The 18,190-nt window shown below is 69.8% G+C and carries 13 protein-coding genes and 2 tRNA genes; 6 read left to right on the forward strand and 9 right to left on the reverse strand.

The features are described 5' to 3' along the window. Positions 1–7 precede the first annotated feature (7 nt). From AB0L33_RS00140 to AB0L33_RS00150, 3 genes are all read left to right on the forward strand, one after another. Positions 8–84, forward strand: a tRNA-Phe gene (locus AB0L33_RS00140). 124 nt (positions 85–208) lie between these two features. Further along, on the forward strand, positions 209–4,129 hold the full coding sequence (gene hrpA / locus AB0L33_RS00145; RefSeq protein WP_365676830.1) for an ATP-dependent RNA helicase HrpA: 3,921 nt from the start codon (positions 209–211) through the stop codon (positions 4,127–4,129). 105 nt (positions 4,130–4,234) lie between these two features. Then, positions 4,235–4,309 (forward strand) — tRNA-Asp (locus AB0L33_RS00150). 792 nt (positions 4,310–5,101) lie between these two features. On the opposite strand, the gene bldC is transcribed toward AB0L33_RS00150, so the two are convergent. Then, on the reverse strand, positions 5,102–5,308 hold the full coding sequence (gene bldC / locus AB0L33_RS00155; protein WP_003949541.1) for a developmental transcriptional regulator BldC: 207 nt from the start codon (positions 5,306–5,308) through the stop codon (positions 5,102–5,104). Positions 5,309–5,842: 534 nt separating this feature from the next. Then, on the reverse strand, positions 5,843–6,688 hold the full coding sequence (locus AB0L33_RS00160; protein WP_365676831.1) for a hypothetical protein: 846 nt from the start codon (positions 6,686–6,688) through the stop codon (positions 5,843–5,845). A gap of 177 nt (positions 6,689–6,865) precedes the next feature. Between AB0L33_RS00160 and AB0L33_RS00165 the strand changes: the two genes are divergently transcribed. After that, positions 6,866–7,957: a Glu/Leu/Phe/Val dehydrogenase dimerization domain-containing protein gene (locus AB0L33_RS00165; protein WP_365676832.1), complete on the forward strand. Its 1,092-nt coding sequence runs from the start codon at positions 6,866–6,868 to the stop codon at positions 7,955–7,957. A gap of 290 nt (positions 7,958–8,247) precedes the next feature. Then, complete coding sequence (locus AB0L33_RS00170; RefSeq protein WP_073966783.1) at positions 8,248–8,505, forward strand: DUF3073 domain-containing protein; 258 nt, start codon at positions 8,248–8,250, stop codon at positions 8,503–8,505. Positions 8,506–8,628: 123 nt separating this feature from the next. Here the strand turns inward: AB0L33_RS00170 and purM are convergent, their stop codons facing one another. From purM to AB0L33_RS00190, 4 genes are all read right to left on the reverse strand, one after another. After that, positions 8,629–9,702, reverse strand: a complete 1,074-nt coding sequence (purM, locus tag AB0L33_RS00175; protein ID WP_365676833.1) for a phosphoribosylformylglycinamidine cyclo-ligase — start codon at positions 9,700–9,702, stop codon at positions 8,629–8,631. A gap of 60 nt (positions 9,703–9,762) precedes the next feature. After that, on the reverse strand, positions 9,763–11,289 hold the full coding sequence (gene purF, locus AB0L33_RS00180; RefSeq protein ID WP_365676834.1) for an amidophosphoribosyltransferase: 1,527 nt from the start codon (positions 11,287–11,289) through the stop codon (positions 9,763–9,765). Positions 11,290–11,652: 363 nt separating this feature from the next. Further along, positions 11,653–12,453, reverse strand: a complete 801-nt coding sequence (locus tag AB0L33_RS00185) for a sterol carrier family protein (RefSeq protein WP_365676835.1) — start codon at positions 12,451–12,453, stop codon at positions 11,653–11,655. A gap of 83 nt (positions 12,454–12,536) precedes the next feature. Beyond that, positions 12,537–13,175, reverse strand: coding sequence for a helix-turn-helix domain-containing protein (locus AB0L33_RS00190; RefSeq protein ID WP_365676836.1), 639 nt, complete (start codon positions 13,173–13,175; stop codon positions 12,537–12,539). A 125-nt stretch (positions 13,176–13,300) separates the two neighbouring features. Here AB0L33_RS00190 and AB0L33_RS00195 point away from each other — a divergent pair, with 125 nt between their 5' ends. Further along, positions 13,301–14,827 carry an MFS transporter gene (locus AB0L33_RS00195; protein ID WP_365676837.1) on the forward strand — a complete coding sequence of 509 codons (1,527 nt, stop codon included), beginning with the start codon at positions 13,301–13,303 and terminating at the stop codon, positions 14,825–14,827. 78 nt (positions 14,828–14,905) lie between these two features. Here the strand turns inward: AB0L33_RS00195 and purL are convergent, their stop codons facing one another. Genes purL through purS form a run of 3 tightly spaced genes read right to left on the reverse strand, consistent with a single transcriptional unit; the run spans position 14,906 to position 18,089 of the window. Beyond that, positions 14,906–17,155, reverse strand: coding sequence for a phosphoribosylformylglycinamidine synthase subunit PurL (purL, locus tag AB0L33_RS00200; RefSeq protein ID WP_365676838.1), 2,250 nt, complete (start codon positions 17,153–17,155; stop codon positions 14,906–14,908). Further along, positions 17,152–17,832 (reverse strand): phosphoribosylformylglycinamidine synthase subunit PurQ, encoded by a 681-nt coding sequence (purQ, locus tag AB0L33_RS00205; protein ID WP_164402307.1) that lies wholly within the window; start codon positions 17,830–17,832, stop codon positions 17,152–17,154. The genes purL and purQ overlap by 4 nt, the downstream gene beginning before the upstream one ends. Continuing rightward, a complete protein-coding gene (gene purS / locus AB0L33_RS00210; protein WP_018101738.1) occupies positions 17,829–18,089 on the reverse strand; it encodes a phosphoribosylformylglycinamidine synthase subunit PurS in 261 nt (86 codons plus the stop codon). The genes purQ and purS overlap by 4 nt, the downstream gene beginning before the upstream one ends. Positions 18,090–18,190 lie beyond the last annotated feature (101 nt).

Raw genomic sequence — 18,190 nt, forward strand, 5'->3', positions numbered from 1 at the left:
ACCTTGTGGCTGGGTAGCTCAGTTGGTACGAGCGATCGCCTGAAAAGCGATAGGTCGCCGGTTCGATCCCGGCCCCAGCCACCACCCGAAGGCCCCGTCCACCGGATGGGGCCTTCGTCGTTCCGGCAAGCCTCCGGCGGCCCACCGAGGAGCGCCGCCCGAAATGGGTTCGCCCTTCCTCCGGCCCGGGTGAGATCCTGGGGTCCGTATGTCTACTTCCTTCGCCGATCTCCAGTCCCGGCTCGCGCAGCTCTCGCTCCGCGACGCGAACCGGCTCGGCCGCCGCCTCGAAGGCGCCCGCCGCATCCGCAAGCCCGAGGCCCAGCGGGCCGTGCTGGACGAGATCGCCGCCCAGGCGGACAAGGCAGCCGGGCGGCTCACGCAGCGGGCCGGCCGGATGCCCGCCATCACGTACCCCGAACAGCTCCCGGTCAGCCAGAAGAAGGACGAGATCCTGGAGGCGATACGCGACCACCAGGTCGTGATCGTCGCGGGTGAGACCGGCTCCGGCAAGACCACCCAGATCCCCAAGATCTGCATGGAGCTGGGCCGGGGCCTCCGGGGCATGATCGGGCACACCCAGCCGCGTCGGATCGCCGCGCGCACGGTGGCCGAGCGGATCGCCGACGAGCTGAAGACGCCGCTCGGCGAGACCGTCGGCTGGAAGGTCCGCTTCACCGACCAGGTGAACCCGGACGCGACCTTCGTCAAGCTGATGACGGACGGCATCCTGCTCGCCGAGATCCAGACGGACCGCGAGCTGCTGGCCTACGACACGATCATCATCGACGAGGCCCACGAGCGGTCGCTGAACATCGACTTCCTGCTCGGCTATCTGGCCCGGCTGCTGCCCCGGCGCCCCGATCTCAAGGTCGTCGTCACCTCCGCGACCATCGACCCGGAACGCTTCTCGCGCCACTTCGGCGACGCCCCGATCATCGAGGTCAGCGGGCGCACGTATCCGGTGGAGGTGCGCTACCGGCCCCTTCTGGAGGAGGACGGCGACGACGCCGACCGCGACCAGATCACCGCGATCTGCGAGGCCGTGGACGAACTCCAGGGCGAGGGCCCCGGCGACGTCCTGGTGTTCCTCTCCGGCGAGCGCGAGATCCGCGACACCGCCGACGCGCTCGGCAAACGGAACCTACGCAACACAGAGGTGCTCCCGCTCTACGCACGTCTGTCGCACGCCGAGCAGCACCGGGTGTTCCAGCGCCACACCGGCCGCCGGATCGTGCTGGCCACCAACGTCGCCGAGACCTCGCTGACCGTCCCCGGCATCAAGTACGTGATCGACCCGGGCACCGCCCGCATCTCCCGCTACAGCCACCGCACCAAGGTGCAGCGGCTGCCGATCGAGCGGATCTCCCAGGCCAGCGCCAACCAGCGCAAGGGCCGCTGCGGCCGTACCTCCGACGGCATCTGCATCCGGCTGTACTCCGAGGACGACTTCCTGACCCGCCCGGAGTTCACCGACGCGGAAATCCTGCGGACGAACCTGGCCTCCGTCATCCTCCAGATGACCGCCGCCGGGCTCGGCGACATCGAGAAGTTCCCCTTCATCGACCCGCCGGACCACCGCAACATCCGCGACGGCGTACAGCTCCTCCAGGAGCTGGGGGCGCTCGACCCCGCTGAGAAAGATCCGAAGAAGCGACTCACCCCGCTCGGCCGCAAGCTCTCGCAGCTGCCGGTGGACCCCCGGCTGGCCCGGATGGTCGTGGAGGCCGACCGCAACGGCTGCGTCCGCGAGGTCATGGTCATCGCCGCCGCGCTCTCCATCCAGGACCCGCGCGAGCGCCCCTCCGACAAGCAGACGCAGGCCGATCAGCAGCACGCCCGGTTCAAGGACGAGACGTCCGACTTCCTGGCGTTCCTGAACCTGTGGCGCTACATCCGCGAGCAGCAGAAGGAGCGCGGCTCCTCCAGCTTCCGCCGGATGTGCAAGCAGGAGTACCTGAACTTCCTCCGCATCCGCGAGTGGCAGGACATCTACGCGCAGCTGCGCACGGTCGCCAAGCAGATGGGCATCGCCCTCAACGACGAGGACGCCCCCGAGCAGGCGGTGCACACCTCGCTCCTGGCCGGGCTGCTGTCGCACATCGGGCTGAAGGACACCGAGAAGAACGAGTACCTGGGCGCCCGCAGCGCCAAGTTCGCGATCTTCCCCGGTTCGGCGCTCTTCAAGAAGCAGCCGCGGTTCGTGATGTCGGCGGAGCTCGTGGAGACCTCCCGGCTCTGGGCGCGGGTCAACGCGAAGGTCGAACCGGAGTGGATCGAGCCGCTGGCCCAGCACCTGCTGAAGCGCACCTACAGCGAACCGCACTGGGAGAAGGACCAGGCCGCGGTGATGGCGTACGAGCGGGTCACGCTGTACGGCGTGCCGATCGTCGCCCAGCGCAAGATCAATTTCGGCCGGATCGACCAGGAGACGTCGCGGGACCTCTTCATCCGCAACGCCCTGGTCGAGGGCGACTGGCGCACGCACCACCAGTTCTTCCACGACAACCGCAAGCTGCTCGGCGAGGTCGAGGAGCTGGAGCACCGCGCCCGGCGCCGCGACATCCTCGTGGACGACGAGACCCTGTTCGACTTCTACGACCAGCGCATCCCCGAACACATCGTGTCCGGCGCCCACTTCGACTCCTGGTGGAAGCACAAGCGGCGCGACGAGCCGGACGCGCTCGACTTCGAGCGCTCGATGCTCATCAACGAGAAGGCCGGGGCCGTCACCAAGGACGACTACCCGGACTCCTGGCGGCAGGGGAAGCTCAAGTTCCGGGTGACCTACCAGTTCGAGCCGGGCGCGGACGCCGACGGTGTCACCGTCCACATTCCGCTTCAGGTGCTGAACCAGGTCACGTCGGAGGGCTTCGACTGGCAGATCCCGGGCCTGCGCGAGGAGGTCGTCACCGAGCTGATCCGCTCGCTGCCCAAGCCGGTCCGCCGGCACTACGTGCCCGCGCCGAACTACGCGGCCAAGTTCCTGGAGCGGGCCGTGCCCCTCCAGGAGCCCCTTCCGGCCACGCTGGCCCGTGAGCTCCAGCGGATGGTCGGGGTCCCGGTCACCGCGGACGACTTCGACCTGAGCCGGGTCCCGGACCACCTCAAGATCACCTTCCGGATCGTGGACGAGCGACGCCGCAGAGTCGCCGAGGACAAGGACCTGGAGGCGCTGAAGCTCCGGCTCCGCCCGAAGGCCCGGCAGGCCCTCTCCAAGGCCGCGGCGGCCACCGCGGGCCCCTCCGGCGAATCCATCGAGCGCTCCGGCCTGAAGGACTGGACGATCGGCACGCTGAACAAGGTCTTCGAGACCCGGCGAGCCGGCCAGCCGGTCAAGGCGTATCCCGCACTGGTCGACCAGGGCGCGACCGTGGCCGTACGCCTCTTCGACACGGAGGCCGAGCAGGCGCAGGCCATGTGGCGCGGCACCCGCAAGCTGATCCTGCTGAACATCCCGGTGAACCCGGCGAAGTTCGCGTCGGACAAGCTGACGAACCAGCAGAAGCTGGCCCTGTCCCGCAATCCGCACGGCTCGATCCAGGCCCTGTTCGACGACTGCGCGACGGCGGCCGCCGACCGGCTGATCGCGGCGCACGGCGGCCCCGCCTGGGACGAGGCGTCTTTCCGGACGCTGTACGACAAGGTGCGCGCGGACCTCGTGGACCTGACCGTGCGCACGATCGGCCAGGTGCAGCAGATCCTGGCGGCCTGGCAGGCCTGCGAACGCCGGCTGAAGGCCACCAACAGCCTGGTCCTGATCAACAACGTCACGGACGTACGCGACCACCTGGCGCGCCTGATGCCGCCCGGCTTCGTCACCGCGACCGGGCTGCGCAGGCTGCCCGACCTGATGCGCTACCTGGTGGCGGAGGACCGCAGGCTGCAGCAGATGCCGACCAACGTCCAGCGCGACACCACGCGCATGGAGAAGGTCCACGAGATGCAGGACGAGTACGCCTGGCTGCTGGAGCAGCTGCCCAAGGGCCGGCCCGTCCCGCAGGAGGTGCTGGACATCCGGTGGATGATCGAGGAGCTGCGGGTGAGCTACTTCGCACACGCCCTCGGTACCGCGTTCCCCGTCTCGGACAAGCGGATCGTGAAGGCGATCGATGCCGCCGCCCCGTAGCGCACACCCGTAACGGGGCCGCCACCCACAGTGAGTTCGACCGCACCCGCTGAACTCCTGTACAGTCTGTTTTCGCAGCCGGACGCGAGGAAGGCAGCGAAACCTGGTCCTGTGGAGCAGTTAGGAGTGCTCGCCACCCTGTCAAGGTGGAGGCCGCGGGTTCAAATCCCGTCAGGACCGCAGAACGAAAGCCCGGATCGCATCGATCCGGGCTTTCGCGCGTCTTGACTGCGGTGTGCGCCGACGAGTACTCAGAAACCAGGGGGCGCCCCCGGATTCCCCGGAGCGGGGCGGCGCGCATCCATCGCGGGAGGTGGCCCGATGGGGGCACCCACGGGCGGGAGCCGACGCGAGGGGGCACCGAGCCCGTCGCGGCCCACTCCGGAGCCCGTGACGGCCCTACAGGCGCCCCACAGGAGCCCGGACCGCCCCAGCCGCCCACAAGGCGCCGGCAGGTCCCCGTACGCGCTTCGTGAAGCGAGGACGTAAGTCCTCCCACGACATGACCTTCGGCGCCACCGTCGACTTCCTCACAGTGGCAGGCTCGTAGTTGGCAACACTCGTGCAGTGTGACGGGTGTCACTGAATCAGTTTTGAGAAGGGGGGACTTTACACCCTTCCTACAACTAGCGAATTTAATATGTGCAATTGCACTTCCCGGAGGGATGTCTTCCGGATACCCCCGCACGGCCCGCCGACACCACGGACGACGTCACCGGCGAGGCTCGCGGCCGCCGCGCCGGGCTGCGCAAACAGCGCCGGAAGCCCGCAGGAAGCAGACGCAAGGCGGAGCCGTTCCGGGCGCAAAAAAATCGCGCTGGACCCGGCGGAGTCCAGCGCGATCGGATGACATGACCCGTACGGCACAGGTACGGCGCCCGTTGGGGCGGGCGCCCGTCATATGGAGCTATGGGTGAGCAAGTGGGTTGGGGGACCCAAAAGCCCAGCTGTGATGGGGTGACAGGGGGTTTGTCAGGCCTCGCTGCGCTGCTGCGGAATGCCCGCAAGCAGTGCGCGGACCTCTGCCTCGCGGTACCGGCGATGCCCACCGAGCGTGCGGATGGACGTGAGCTTGCCTGCCTTCGCCCAACGGGTAACCGTCTTCGGGTCCACGCGGAACATCGTGGCAACCTCAGCCGGGGTCAGCAGCGGCTCGGCATCAGGGGTGCGAGCGGTCATGAGCGGCCTCCTCGGGAGAACCGAACCATCTCGGTTCTTTCCTCTAAATTCTGCACCTTGACCCACGTTGCCCGAAATGGCGGACGCGGGCCGAGTCGGTTATAGGACGAACGGCTTGTCCTCGGCACTACAACTACACCATCCGTCCAGCCCGGTCGGCCAAACCGATGGAATTGCCCTCCCAGGTGTTCATCAGCGACGGAAAGCCGATGGACCATGCCATAGCGGACAGTCACACCACCGTGACGATCAGTCACAGAGCGATCAGGAGTCACCAGACCCCCCATAGCGTGCAATGCTGAGTGATCCGCCCATACATGGACGGATGGAGTCCTCACCGGACTCCTTGTCCTATTTTGGCACGAGGGGTAGGGAAGGGCGCAAGGGCCCCGTAAGTGCTATCCATCACGGTTGAGGCAAAGGCCCGGTTCGGGACGTAGGTCCCGCCGCCCCTTCGGCCCCTTCCGCCTCTTCACCCACACGTGTCACATCCGACACCGGTTCACGAGCCGTCCGTGCAAGGTGCCGAGGCGGTCAGTTGGCGAACTGACGGTCCCTTACGGCCCGCCAGCGCTCCGCGAGACGCGCGTACGCCTCGGCCGCCCGCTCCGCGTCCCCCGCCCGCAGCGCGGCGATCCCCTCCGCCACGTCGGCGGCGCTCCGGTCGACGCTGAGCTCCCGCTCCGGCAGCGCGTGCACGAGCCCGCCGTAGTCCAGCTCCACGAGCGAACGCGGGTGGAACTCCTCCAGCCACCGCCCGATGTCCACGAGCCCCGCCGTCAGCGGACCCTCGTCCATCGTCTCCCGCAGCGTCCGCAGCGACCTGGCCAGCCGGCGCCGCGCCTCGACCATCGGCGTCCGGTACCGGAACACCGGCGGCTCCCCGTCCGGCCCGGCCACCACGTGCTCCCGCTCCTCGTCCGCGAACAGCACGAACCAGCGCACCGGAACCTGCCACACCGCCGTCCTGATCCACGGCCGGGCGTCCGGATTGCGCTCCGCCCACCGCTCGTGGTCGGCCAGCGCCTGGCCGCGCACCACCGGAGGCAGCACCGCGTCGAGCACCGGCCCGGGGAACAGCTCCGCCAGCCCGTCCAGCGCCAGCCAGCCGCGCAGCCGGGTCCGCCACGGGCACACGCACACCACGCCGTCCACCTCGGCCACGAACGCGTCGGCACTCTCGTGCGCCGGCACACCGGCGGGCGGGGTCGCCGCCAAGTCGGCCAGTGAGCGCCTGAGTTCGTCCTGAGCCGTGGGCATCCGGTCGCGGGCCGCGTAACGGGCCCAGTGGGCGCGCTCGCCCTCCGGGAAGGCCGCCAGTGGCTCGTACACCCGGAGGTAGGACGCATAGGGAACCAGCACCGAAGACACCACCGACATGCGGTGATCGTGTCACGCCTGTCCCCCGGTGGGGGGTGATCCTTGGCACTGGAACAGATCTACGTGGGGGTAGGACTTACGCTCTTGCCCAGCCGGGCCGTCCGTACGGGCAGTCCGGCGGGCCCTCCCCACCTTCAGGAGGGTCTTTCCGCCGCTTCGTACTTGGGAGTCACCACAGTGACCGATGTGACCGGCGCGCCTGTCGATGTCCTGAACACCCTGTTCCACTCGGACCAGGGCGGACACGAACAAGTCGTCCTCTGCCAGGACCGGGCCAGCGGCCTCAAGGCCGTCATCGCCCTCCACTCCACCGCCCTGGGCCCCGCCCTCGGCGGCACCCGCTTCTACCCGTACGCCTCCGAGGCCGAGGCCGTCGCCGACGCGCTGAACCTCGCGCGCGGCATGTCGTACAAGAACGCCCTGGCCGGGCTCGACCACGGTGGCGGCAAGGCCGTCATCATCGGCGACCCCGAGCAGATCAAGAGCGAGGAACTGCTGCTGGCCTACGGCCGGTTCGTCGCCTCGCTCGGCGGCCGCTACGTGACGGCCTGCGACGTCGGCACCTACGTCGCCGACATGGACGTCGTGGCCCGCGAGTGCCGCTGGACCACCGGCCGCTCCCCCGAGAACGGCGGCGCCGGCGACTCCTCGGTGCTCACCGCGTTCGGCGTCTTCCAGGGCATGCGGGCCTCGGCCCAGCACCTGTGGGGCGACCCGACGCTGCGTGGCCGAAAAGTGGGGGTCGCCGGTGTCGGCAAGGTCGGCCACTACCTGGTAGAGCACCTGCTCGCGGACGGCGCCGAGGTCGTGATCACCGATGTGCGCGAGGAGTCCGTGCGCCGGATCACCGACAAGCACCCCGAGGTCGCCGTCGCGGTGGACACCGAGGCGCTGATCCGTACCGAGGGCCTGGACATCTACGCCCCCTGCGCGCTGGGCGGCGCCCTCAACGACGCCACCGTGCCGGTGCTCACCGCGAAGGTGGTGTGCGGCGCGGCCAACAACCAGCTCGCGCACCCGGGCGTCGAGAAGGACCTGGCCGACCGCGCCATCCTGTACGCGCCCGACTACGTGGTGAACGCGGGCGGGGTCATCCAGGTCGCCGACGAGCTGCACGGCTTCGACTTCGACCGGTGCAAGGCGAAGGCCACGAAGATCTTCGACACCACGCTGGCCATATTCGCACGTGCGAAGGAAGACGGCATTCCGCCGGCCGCGGCGGCCGACCGGATCGCCGAACAGCGGATGGCCGAGGCCCGTCGCCGCTGACCCCGCACCCCTCCGTGGGGCCACGGCCCGCCGACCGGCGAGACAAGACTCACGCCGGTCGGCGGGTCGCCTGCCGATAAGAGGTTAAAATCGCAGTTGACCAGCGAGGACGGGGCGTCTCGCGGGTCCTCTTCCGGGGCGCGTGATGCGGGCGGCGTACCGTATGGCCGCGGAAGCAGGTACCGTTAAAGCTCTACAGGCACGGTCTCTCTGCCGAGAGTCCGTCCTGAAACATGAACGCGTGTCAAGACTCTGGGGCCGTCGAGCCCCGTCACCGAGGGGGTCGAGCCATGGGGCGCGGCCGGGCAAAGGCCAAGCAGACCAAGGTCGCCCGCCAGCTGAAATACAGCACCGGCGGGACGGACCTGTCGCGTCTGGCCAGTGAGCTGGGCGCATCGACTTCGAGTCAGCCACCGAACGCGGAGCCGTTCGAGGACGACGACGAGGAAGATGACCCGTACGCACAGTACGCGGATCTGTACAACAACGACGAGGACGAGGACGAGAACGACCAGTCCGGTCCGTCGTCCAAGCGCCGCGGCGCTTGACCTCGCGCTGACACATCATCCCGGTCCGGAGCTCCTCCGGACCGGGTTTTGTGCTGCCCTCGTCCGGGAAGAGCCGGCCGCCCGGTGACCGGCCGGGCCCGTCGGCCCGACCGGTCCTCCCGCTCAGCGTGCGTACGAACCGACCAGCTCGGCGCCGGTCGCGTGGTCGCCCCGGGCGGTGATCTCGCCGGCCACCCAGGAGTCGACCCCCCGGTCGGCCAGCGTCGTCAGGGCCGCGTCCACGGACTCGGCGGGGACGACCGCGATCATGCCGACGCCCATGTTCAGCGTCTTCTCCAGCTCCAGCTGCTCGACCCGGCCGGCCTTGCCGACGAGGTCGAACACCGCGCCCGGGGTCCACGTGGAGCGGTCCACCGTCGCGTGCAGGTCGTCCGGGATGACCCGGGCCAGGTTGTTGGCCAGGCCGCCGCCGGTGACGTGGCTGAAGCCGTGCACCTCGGTCGTACGGGTGAGGGCCAGGCAGTCCAGCGAGTAGATCCGCGTCGGCTCCAGAAGCTCCTCGCCGAGGGTCCGGCCGAACTCCTCGACCTGGCGGTCCAGCGTCCAGCCGGCCCGGTCGAACACCACGTGGCGGACCAGCGAGTACCCGTTCGAGTGAAGCCCGGAGGACGCCATGGCGATCACGGCGTCACCCTCGCGGATGCGGTCGGGACCCAGCAGGCGGTCGGCCTCGACCACGCCCGTACCCGCTCCGGCCACGTCGAAGTCGTCCGCGCCCAGCAGACCCGGGTGCTCGGCCGTCTCGCCGCCGACCAGGGCGCAGCCGGCCAGCACACAGCCCTCGGCGATGCCCTTGACGATGGCCGCGACACGCTCGGGGTGCACCTTGCCGACGCAGATGTAGTCGGTCATGAACAGCGGCTCGGCGCCACAGACGACGAGGTCGTCCACGACCATGCCGACGAGGTCGTGACCGATCGTGTCGTACACGCCCATCTGGCGGGCGAGGTCGACCTTGGTGCCGACACCGTCCGTCGCGGAGGCCAGGAGCGGACGCTCGTAGCGCTTGAGCGCCGAGGCGTCGAAGAGGCCGGCGAATCCGCCGAGGCCGCCGAGACCCGCGACCTCGGGGCGCTGCGTCTTCTTCACCCACTCCTTCATCAGCTCGACGGCGCGGTCGCCGGCCTCGATATCGACGCCCGCTGCCGCGTAGGAAGCACCTGTTGTCTCAGACATTGCCTGGGATCTTTCGTGTGGAGATACGGGGCTGGGGGAAGGGCTGCCGGACGGTCCGGGTCACGGACGCCGCAGCGCGTCGGACGCCGCGGTCGCCGCGGGGCCCGCCGCCAGCTCGGTCTCCAGCAGCTGCTTGCCGAGCAGCTCCGGGTCCGGGAGCTCCATCGGGTATTCACCGTCGAAGCAGGCGCGGCACAGGTTCGGCTTGGCGATCGTCGTCGCCTCGATCATCGAGTCGAGCGAGATGTACGCGAGCGAGTCGGCACCCATCGACGTGCCGATCTCCTCGACGGACATGCCGTTGGCGATCAGCTCGGCGCGGGTCGCGAAGTCGATGCCGAAGAAGCAGGGCCACTTCACCGGCGGGGACGAGATCCGGATGTGGATCTCGGCGGCGCCGGCCTCACGGAGCATCCGGACCAGTGCGCGCTGGGTGTTGCCGCGGACGATCGAGTCGTCCACGACCACGAGGCGCTTGCCCTTGATGACTTCCTTGAGCGGGTTCAGCTTGAGGCGGATGCCCAGCTGGCGGATCGTCTGGGACGGCTGGATGAAGGTCCGGCCGACGTAGGCGTTCTTCACGAGGCCGTTGCCGAACGGAATCCCGCTGGCCTCCGCGTAACCGATGGCGGCCGGGGTGCCGGACTCCGGCGTCGCTATGACCAGATCCGCCTCGACGGGCGCCTCCGCCGCCAGCTTGCGGCCCATCTCCACGCGGGAGAGATAGACGTTGCGGCCCGCGATGTCGGTGTCGGGGCGGGCCAGGTAGACGTACTCGAAGACACAGCCCTTGGGCTTCGCTTCCGCGAATCGCGAGGTGCGCAGACCGTTCTCGTCGATGGCGACCATCTCGCCCGGCTCGATCTCGCGCACGAAGCTGGCGCCGCAGATGTCGAGGGCGGCGGACTCGGACGCGACGACCCAGCCGCGCTCCAGGCGGCCGAGGACCAGCGGGCGGATGCCCTGCGGGTCACGGGCGGCGTAGAGCGTGTGTTCGTCCATGAAGACCAGGGAGAAGGCGCCCCGCACCTCGGGAAGCACCTTGGTGGCGGCCTCCTCGATGGTCAGCGGCTTGCCGTCGTCGTCGGTCTGGCCGGCGAGCAGCGCGGTCACCAGGTCGGTGTCGTTGGTCGCGGCGACCTGGGTGGCACGGCCGTCCTTGCGCGGGAGGTCGGCGACCATCTCCGCGAGCTGGGCCGTGTTGACCAGGTTCCCGTTGTGACCGAGGGCGATCGAGCCGTGCGCGGTCGCACGGAACGTCGGCTGCGCGTTCTCCCACACCGAGGCACCGGTGGTGGAGTAGCGGGCATGACCGACCGCGATATGGCCCTGGAGCGATCCCAGGGAGGTTTCGTCGAAGACCTGCGAGACCAGTCCCATGTCCTTGAAGACCAGGATCTGGGACCCGTTGCTCACTGCGATGCCCGCGGACTCCTGTCCACGGTGCTGCAGGGCATACAGTCCGAAATAGGTGAGCTTGGCGACCTCTTCGCCCGGAGCCCAGACACCGAAGACGCCGCAAGCGTCCTGGGGGCCCTTCTCTCCGGGGAGCAGGTCGTGGTTGAGTCGTCCATCACCACGAGGCACGCCATCGAGTGTAGGGGAGATCGACCACTGGTCCGAATTGGGGATCCCCCGCCCCACCACCGGCGGAGCGCCCCGGAAGCGCACTCCGGAACCCCTCGGAGCAGTCACACACGGTAATCGTGACCTTCCCCCTGTCTACGCGCGGCAACCGCCGCAGGGCAGGCGACGCCCGGATCACCGGCCATCCACCGACTGGATCCAGCCACCCGGAAAACCTTTCGCAGGCGGCCGTCGTGGCGCTGCGTGAGCCGGTCCCCGGGAGGCCGGAGCGAGCAGCCCGACCGGTCGTTTCGTGGCGAGCCTCACACCGCGGGCGCCCGGTATGCGGCATCTCGGGGCGCCCGCCGGGCGTCCGGGGCCGGGTCAGCCCATCAGCGGCAGGAGCTCCGAGAGATCCGCGCGCTCGCCGCTCGCGGCGACCTTGGCCGCCTCGACCTCCCGCGCCCACTCCGTACGCCCGGTCGCGAGCCGTATCCAGGTGAGCGGGTCGGTCTCGACGACGTTGGGCGGGGTGCCCCGCGTGTGACGCGGCCCCTGGACGCACTGCACCACCGCGTACGGCGGCACCCGGACCTCCACCGAACCGCCGGGCGCCCGCTCGGCGAGCGCGTCGGCGAGGAGCCTGCTGCACGCGGCGAGCGCCTGCCGGTCGTACGGGACGGAGAGCCCGGTCGCCTCGTTGAGGTCCCAGGTGTGGACGACCAGCTCCACGGCGCGGGTGACCAGGAAGTCGCCGAGGCGCATCGCCCCGACCCGGGTGGCCAGCAGCCGGTCCTCGGGGGCGCCGGGCACCAGGGCCTCGAAGCGGCCGGCGACCTCCGCGTAGAGCGCGTCCAGGTCGGGGGCGGCGGCTGCCCGCTCGGCGGCGTCGTCCGCGATCCTGGTCGCGCGGGCCGCGGTGGTGAACGGCCACTCGAGGAGGGACACCTCGGGTTTGGCGAGGGCCGGTGCGGGGAGCTCCAGCGTCCGGCTGACGTGCGAGAGGGCCATGGTGATGTGCGCGGCGAGCTCGCGCACCGTCCAGTCACCGAGCCCGCTCGGCGCGGCGAGCTGCTGCGGGGTCAGCGTGCGCACGCCGTCCCGGACGTGGGCGAACTGGGCGAGGACCGCGGTGCGGGTCCTGGCCGGGTCGTAGCGACGGGCGCGCTTCTGCGAGGGCGGCATGCCGGGGAGCCTACGACGCGGCACTGACAGGGCGCCCGCCCCACGTACGCAGTGCCCCCGCCCCACGTACGCGGACCCCCGGCTCAGGTGCGCGTCGCGTAGTCGCCGAGGCCCTTCTCCAGCAGGTCGAAGCCCCGGTGGGCGAGGGCGACGGCGTCGGGGACGACCGCGGCGGCCGGTTCGCCGGACAGCAGGCGCCTGCGGTTCTCGGTGAGCAGCGCGTTTCGCGTACCGAGGAGCTGGGCAGCGACGATCCGCGCGATGACCGGCTCCTCGCCCTCCTCGATCAGGGCCTCGGTGAGCTGGTCCTGCGTCCGCACGAAGTAGGAGTGGGCCCGGGTGAGCAGGGCGGGCGTCTCCAGGATGAGCCGCACGATGCCCAGCGCCAACGGGTGGTCACCCATCCCCACCGAGGGGTCGTGCCGCTCGATCGCCGCCACGAACTGCCGGCGCAACGCCGCGACCGCCGATTCGCCGGGCGCGCGCTCCCGCACGATCCGGGCGGCGTCACCGACGTGCTCCTCCAACGGCGCGAAGACCAGGTCTTCCTTGCTGTCGAAGTAGTTGAAGACGGTCATCTTCGACACATCGGCCGCGTCGGCGATCTCCGCGACGGAGACCTGGTCGAACCCGCGCTCGGAGAAGAGCCTGGTGGCCGTTTCCAGCAGCCGCCGCCGGGTTTCCCTCTTCTTGCGCTCGCGCAGTCCCATCCCCTCGGTCATGACCTCACTGTACCAGGATGAAAATTAATCCCGGATGAAAACTTGACCCAGTACATAAATGGGGTGAACAGTGGGACCCACCACAGCGGTGCGCGTCGGCACCGCCCATGAGGGGGGATCCAGTCATGTCAGGAACAGCCACAGCGTCCGCGCCGCGGCAGACGGCGACGGACGGACAGCCGGCCGGCGGCCGGAGCGCCACGATCGCCGTGGCGCTCTGCATCGTCACGATCCTGCTGGCCGTCCTGGACTCGAACATCGTGTCCTCGGCGACCGTCCCGATCGTCCGTGACCTCGACCCGGTCCACGGCGTCGACCGGATTCCGTGGCTGATCGCCGCCTACCAGCTCGCCGCGACCGCCGCGCTGCCCCTGTACGGCAAGCTCTGCGACACCCTCGGCTCGAAGAAGGTGTTCATCGGGGCGCTCGCCACCTTCCTCACCGGGTCCGCGCTGTGCGGACTGGCCCAGTCCATGGGTGAGCTGATCGCCGCACGCGCCGTTCAGGGCATCGGCGGCGGCGGGCTGATGAGCGTCACCATGGTCGTCCTCCGCCAGCTCGGCACGGCGGGCCCGAAGAAGGGCGAGGACGCGAAGCCCAGGAGCGGCGACAGGAAGGGCAGCGTCGGCGGGATCATCGCTGGTGCGGGCATGGCGCTCGGCCCCTGGCTGGGCGGTGCCCTGGCCGACCACGCGGGCTGGCGCTGGATCTTCTACGTCAACCTGCCCGTCGGCATCGCCGTCCTCATCGCCGCGGTCGTCGTGGTGAAGCTCCCCGTCCGCACCACCCGCCACCGCATCGACTTCCTCGGCGCCGGTCTCGCCGCGGCCTTCTCGACCGCGCTGCTCCTGGTCACCGAGTGGGGCGGCGAGGACTACGCGTGGACCTCACCGGTCGTCGTCGGCCTCGCCGTCGCCGCCGCCGTCGCGCTCGGCCTGTTCCTCCGGCGCCAGGCCACGGCCGCCGAACCGATCCTGCCGCTCTCGCTCTTCCGGCTGCGGCTCATGCGGTACGGCTTCGCGATCCAGGGCCTGGTCGGCGTCGCGATGATGGGGTCGATCGTCTACGTGATGATCTACCTCCAGGTGGTCCGCGGGGTCGCCGCGACCTCGGCCGGTCTCTTCCTGGTCCCGATGGCGATCGGGATGACCGTCGTCGGGCTGCTCTCGGGGCGCCTGGTCGCGGCCGGCTGGTCGCAGAAGACCTTCGTCGTCAGCGGCACGGTCTGCGCGTCGGCCGCCCTCGCCCTGCTGACCACGCTCGACACGGACACCGGTCTGTGGACGGTGCGCGGCGCGCTGCTGCTCATGGGGATCGGCTTCGGACAGCTCATCGGCCAGCTGATCGAGCTCGTCCAGGACACCGCCCCGCCCGCCCAGCTGGGCGTCGCCACCACCGGCATCCGCTTCTTCCAGACCCTCGGCACCGCCCTGGGCGCCTCGCTCTTCGGAGCATTGCTCAGCAGGGTCTACGCCGCCAAGGGCCCCGGCGGAACGACCAGCGACATCGGCCACCTCACCGGCAGCGCCCGCCACCAGGCCCTGAAAGCCTTCGTCACCTCGGCGGACGTGGTCTTCGCCTGCGCCACCGGCGCGATGATCCTCGCCCTGATCCTGGCGATCCGGCTGCCCGGCACCCGTACGAGGGCCTGACTCCTCCCCGTACGCACCACGCGAAAACCCCCGACCGGGCGGAACCGGTCGGGGGTCTCGTCGGGTGCTGTCCGGGGACTACGCGAGCAGCGCCGGGATCGTCTCCTCGTGCGCCGTGCGCAGCTCGCTCAGCGGGATGCTGAACTCGCCCTGGATCTCGATCGCGTCGCCGTCCACGACACCGATGCGGGTCACGGGCAGACCGCGCGCCCCGCACATGTCGTTGAACCGCAGCTCCTCGCTGCGCGGCACCGAGACGACCGCGCGGCCCGCGGACTCGGAGAACAGCAGCGTGAACGCGTCGAGGCCGTCCGGCACGACCAGCCGGGCGCCCTTCCCGCCGCGCAGGCAGGACTCGGTGACCGCCTGGATCAGGCCGCCGTCCGACAGGTCGTGCGCCGCGTCGATCATGCCGTCGCGGGAGGCCGAGATCAGGATCTCGGCGAGCAGCTTCTCGCGGCCCAGGTCCACCTTGGGCGGCATCCCGCCGAGGTGGTTGTGGACGACCTCGGACCAGGCCGAGCCGCCGAACTCCTCACGCGTGTCACCCAGCAGGTAGAGGAGCTGGCCCTCTTCCCCGAAGGCGACCGGCGTACGCCGCGTCACGTCGTCGATCACACCGAGGACGGCCACGACCGGCGTCGGGTGGATCGCCGTCTCACCGGTCTGGTTGTACAGCGAGACGTTGCCGCCGGTGACCGGAGTGCCCAGCTCCAGGCAGCCGTCCGCGAGGCCGCGGGTGGCCTCGGCGAACTGCCACATGACGTCCGGGTCCTCGGGCGAACCGAAGTTCAGGCAGTCCGAGATCGCGAGCGGCTTGGCACCGGTCGCGGCCACGTTCCGGTACGACTCCGCCAGCGCGAGCTGCGCACCGGTGTACGGGTCGAGCTTCGCGTACCGGCCGTTGCCGTCGGTCGCCATGGCCACGCCGAGGTTGGACTCCTCGTCGATGCGGACCATGCCGGCGTCCTCGGGCATCGCCAGGACGGTGTTGCCCTGCACGAACCGGTCGTACTGGTCCGTGATCCAGGACTTCGACGCCTGGTTCGGCGAAGCGACCAGCTTGAGCACCTGCTCGCGCAGCTCCGCGCCGTTCGCCGGGCGGGCCAGCTTGCCGGCGTCGTCGGCCTGGAGCGCGTCCTGCCACGACGGGCGGGCGAACGGGCGGTGGTACGTCGGGCCCTCGTGGGCGACGGACCGCGGCGGCACGTCCACGATCTGCTCGCCGTGCCAGAAGATCTCCAGCTGCGAGCCCTCGGTCACCTCACCGATGACGGTGGCGATGACGTCCCACTTCTCGCAGATCTCCAGGAAGCGGTCGACGTGCTGCGGCTCGACGATGGCGCACATGCGCTCCTGCGACTCGCTCATGAGGATTTCCTCGGGCGAGAGGGAGGAGTCGCGCAGCGGCACGGTGTCCAGCTCGACGCGCATGCCGCCGGAGCCCGCGGAGGCCAGCTCGGACGTGGCGCAGGAGAGCCCGGCACCGCCGAGGTCCTGGATGCCCGCGACGAGCTTCTCCTTGAAGATCTCCAGGGTGCACTCGATGAGGAGCTTCTCCTGGAACGGGTCGCCGACCTGGACGGCCGGGCGCTTGGCAGGGCCGGTCGACTCGAAGGTCTCCGAGGCCAGCACGGAGACGCCACCGATGCCGTCGCCGCCGGTGCGGGCGCCGTACAGGATGACCTTGTTGCCGGGCCCGGAAGCCTTCGCGAGGTGGATGTCCTCGTGCTTCATCACACCGATGCAGCCGGCGTTGACGAGCGGGTTTCCCTGGTAGCAGGCGTCGAAGACGACCTCGCCGCCGATGTTCGGCAGGCCGAGGCAGTTGCCGTACCCGCCGATGCCCGCGACCACACCCGGCAGGACCCGCTTGGTGTCCGGGTGGTCGGCCGCACCGAAGCGCAGCGGGTCCACGACGGCGACCGGACGGGCGCCCATGGCGAGGATGTCGCGGACGATGCCGCCGACGCCGGTCGCCGCGCCCTGGTAGGGCTCGATGTACGAGGGGTGGTTGTGCGACTCGACCTTGAACGTGACCGCGTAGCCCTGTCCGACGTCGACCACACCGGCGTTCTCACCGATGCCGACGAGCATGGCGTCGTTGGCCGGGGCCTTCTCGCCGAACTGCTTGAGGTGGACCTTGCTGCTCTTGTACGAGCAGTGCTCGGACCACATCACGGAGTACATGGCGAGCTCGGCGCCGGTGGGACGGCGGCCCAGGATCTCGCGGATGCGGGCGTACTCGTCCTCCTTGAGGCCGAGCTCCTTCCAGGGCTGCGCGGTGTCCGGGGTTTCGGCCGCGTGCTTGACCGTGTCCAGGCTCATGCGTTGACCAGCTTCTTGATGATCGAGGTGAAGAAACCGAGACCGTCGGTGCGACCGGTGCCGATCAGCGGCTCCACGGCGTGCTCCGGGTGCGGCATCAGGCCGACGACGTTGCCCGCGGCGTTGGTGATGCCGGCGATGTCACGCAGCGAGCCGTTCGGGTTGTGGCCCACGTAGCGGAAGGCGACGCGGCCCTCGGCCTCCAGCGCGTCGAGCGTGTGCTCGTCGGCGGTGTAGCGGCCGTCCATGTTCTTGAGCGGTACGGAGATCTCCTGGCCCGCGGAGTAGTCCGACGTCCAGGCGGTCTCCGCGTTCTCGACGCGCAGCGTCTGATCGCGGCAGATGAAGTGCAGGTGGTTGTTGCGCAGCATCGCGCCGGGCAGCAGGTGCGCCTCGGTCAGGATCTGGAAGCCGTTGCAGATGCCGAGGACCGGCATGCCCGCCTTCGCCTGCTCGATCACCGTCTCCATGACCGGCGAGAACCGGGAGATGGCTCCGGCACGCAGATAGTCGCCGTACGAGAAACCGCCTGCCAGGATCACCGCGTCGACCTGGTGCAGGTCCTTGTCGCGGTGCCACAGCGATACGGGCTCCGCGCCCGCGACGCGAACGGCCCGCAGGGCGTCCTGGTCGTCGAGCGTGCCCGGAAAGGTGACGACTCCGATACGAGCAGTCACTTCGACTCCTCGGCGTTCTCCACCTTGACGGTGAAGTCCTCGATCACGGTGTTGGCGAGGAACGTCTCCGCCATCTCGTGAATACGGGCGAGGGCGGCGTCATCGACGGGCCCTTCGACCTGCAGCTCGAAACGCTTTCCCTGACGTACGTCCGCGATTCCCTCGAAGCCGAGACGGGGCAGTGCGCGCTGCACCGCCTGTCCCTGCGGGTCGAGGATCTCGGGCTTGAGCATGACGTCGACTACGACGCGTGCCACTGGCACTCCCGGTGTGGTGGTGTGGTGCGGCTGTTTCTCCGGAGGGGGTACCCCGGACCCCCGCGGCTCCACTCAGCGTACCTGGCCGGAAATTCTACGCG

The organism is Streptomyces sp. NPDC052299 (assembly GCF_040679335.1).
Lineage (GTDB): Bacteria > Actinomycetota > Actinomycetes > Streptomycetales > Streptomycetaceae > Streptomyces.

Bases quoted from the DNA above. Each gene is read 5' to 3' on its own strand.
- hrpA (WP_365676830.1), top strand. From the start codon at position 209: ATGTCTACTTCCTTCGCCGATCTCCAGTCCCGGCTCGCGCAGCTCTCG.
- bldC (WP_003949541.1), bottom strand. From the start codon at position 5,308: ATGACCGCTCGCACCCCTGATGCCGAGCCGCTGCTGACCCCGGCTGAG.
- AB0L33_RS00160 (WP_365676831.1), bottom strand. From the start codon at position 6,688: ATGTCGGTGGTGTCTTCGGTGCTGGTTCCCTATGCGTCCTACCTCCGG.
- AB0L33_RS00170 (WP_073966783.1), top strand. From the start codon at position 8,248: ATGGGGCGCGGCCGGGCAAAGGCCAAGCAGACCAAGGTCGCCCGCCAG.
- purM (WP_365676833.1), bottom strand. From the start codon at position 9,702: ATGTCTGAGACAACAGGTGCTTCCTACGCGGCAGCGGGCGTCGATATC.
- AB0L33_RS00185 (WP_365676835.1), bottom strand. From the start codon at position 12,453: ATGCCGCCCTCGCAGAAGCGCGCCCGTCGCTACGACCCGGCCAGGACC.
- AB0L33_RS00190 (WP_365676836.1), bottom strand. From the start codon at position 13,175: ATGACCGAGGGGATGGGACTGCGCGAGCGCAAGAAGAGGGAAACCCGG.
- AB0L33_RS00195 (WP_365676837.1), top strand. From the start codon at position 13,301: ATGTCAGGAACAGCCACAGCGTCCGCGCCGCGGCAGACGGCGACGGAC.
- purL (WP_365676838.1), bottom strand. From the start codon at position 17,155: ATGAGCCTGGACACGGTCAAGCACGCGGCCGAAACCCCGGACACCGCG.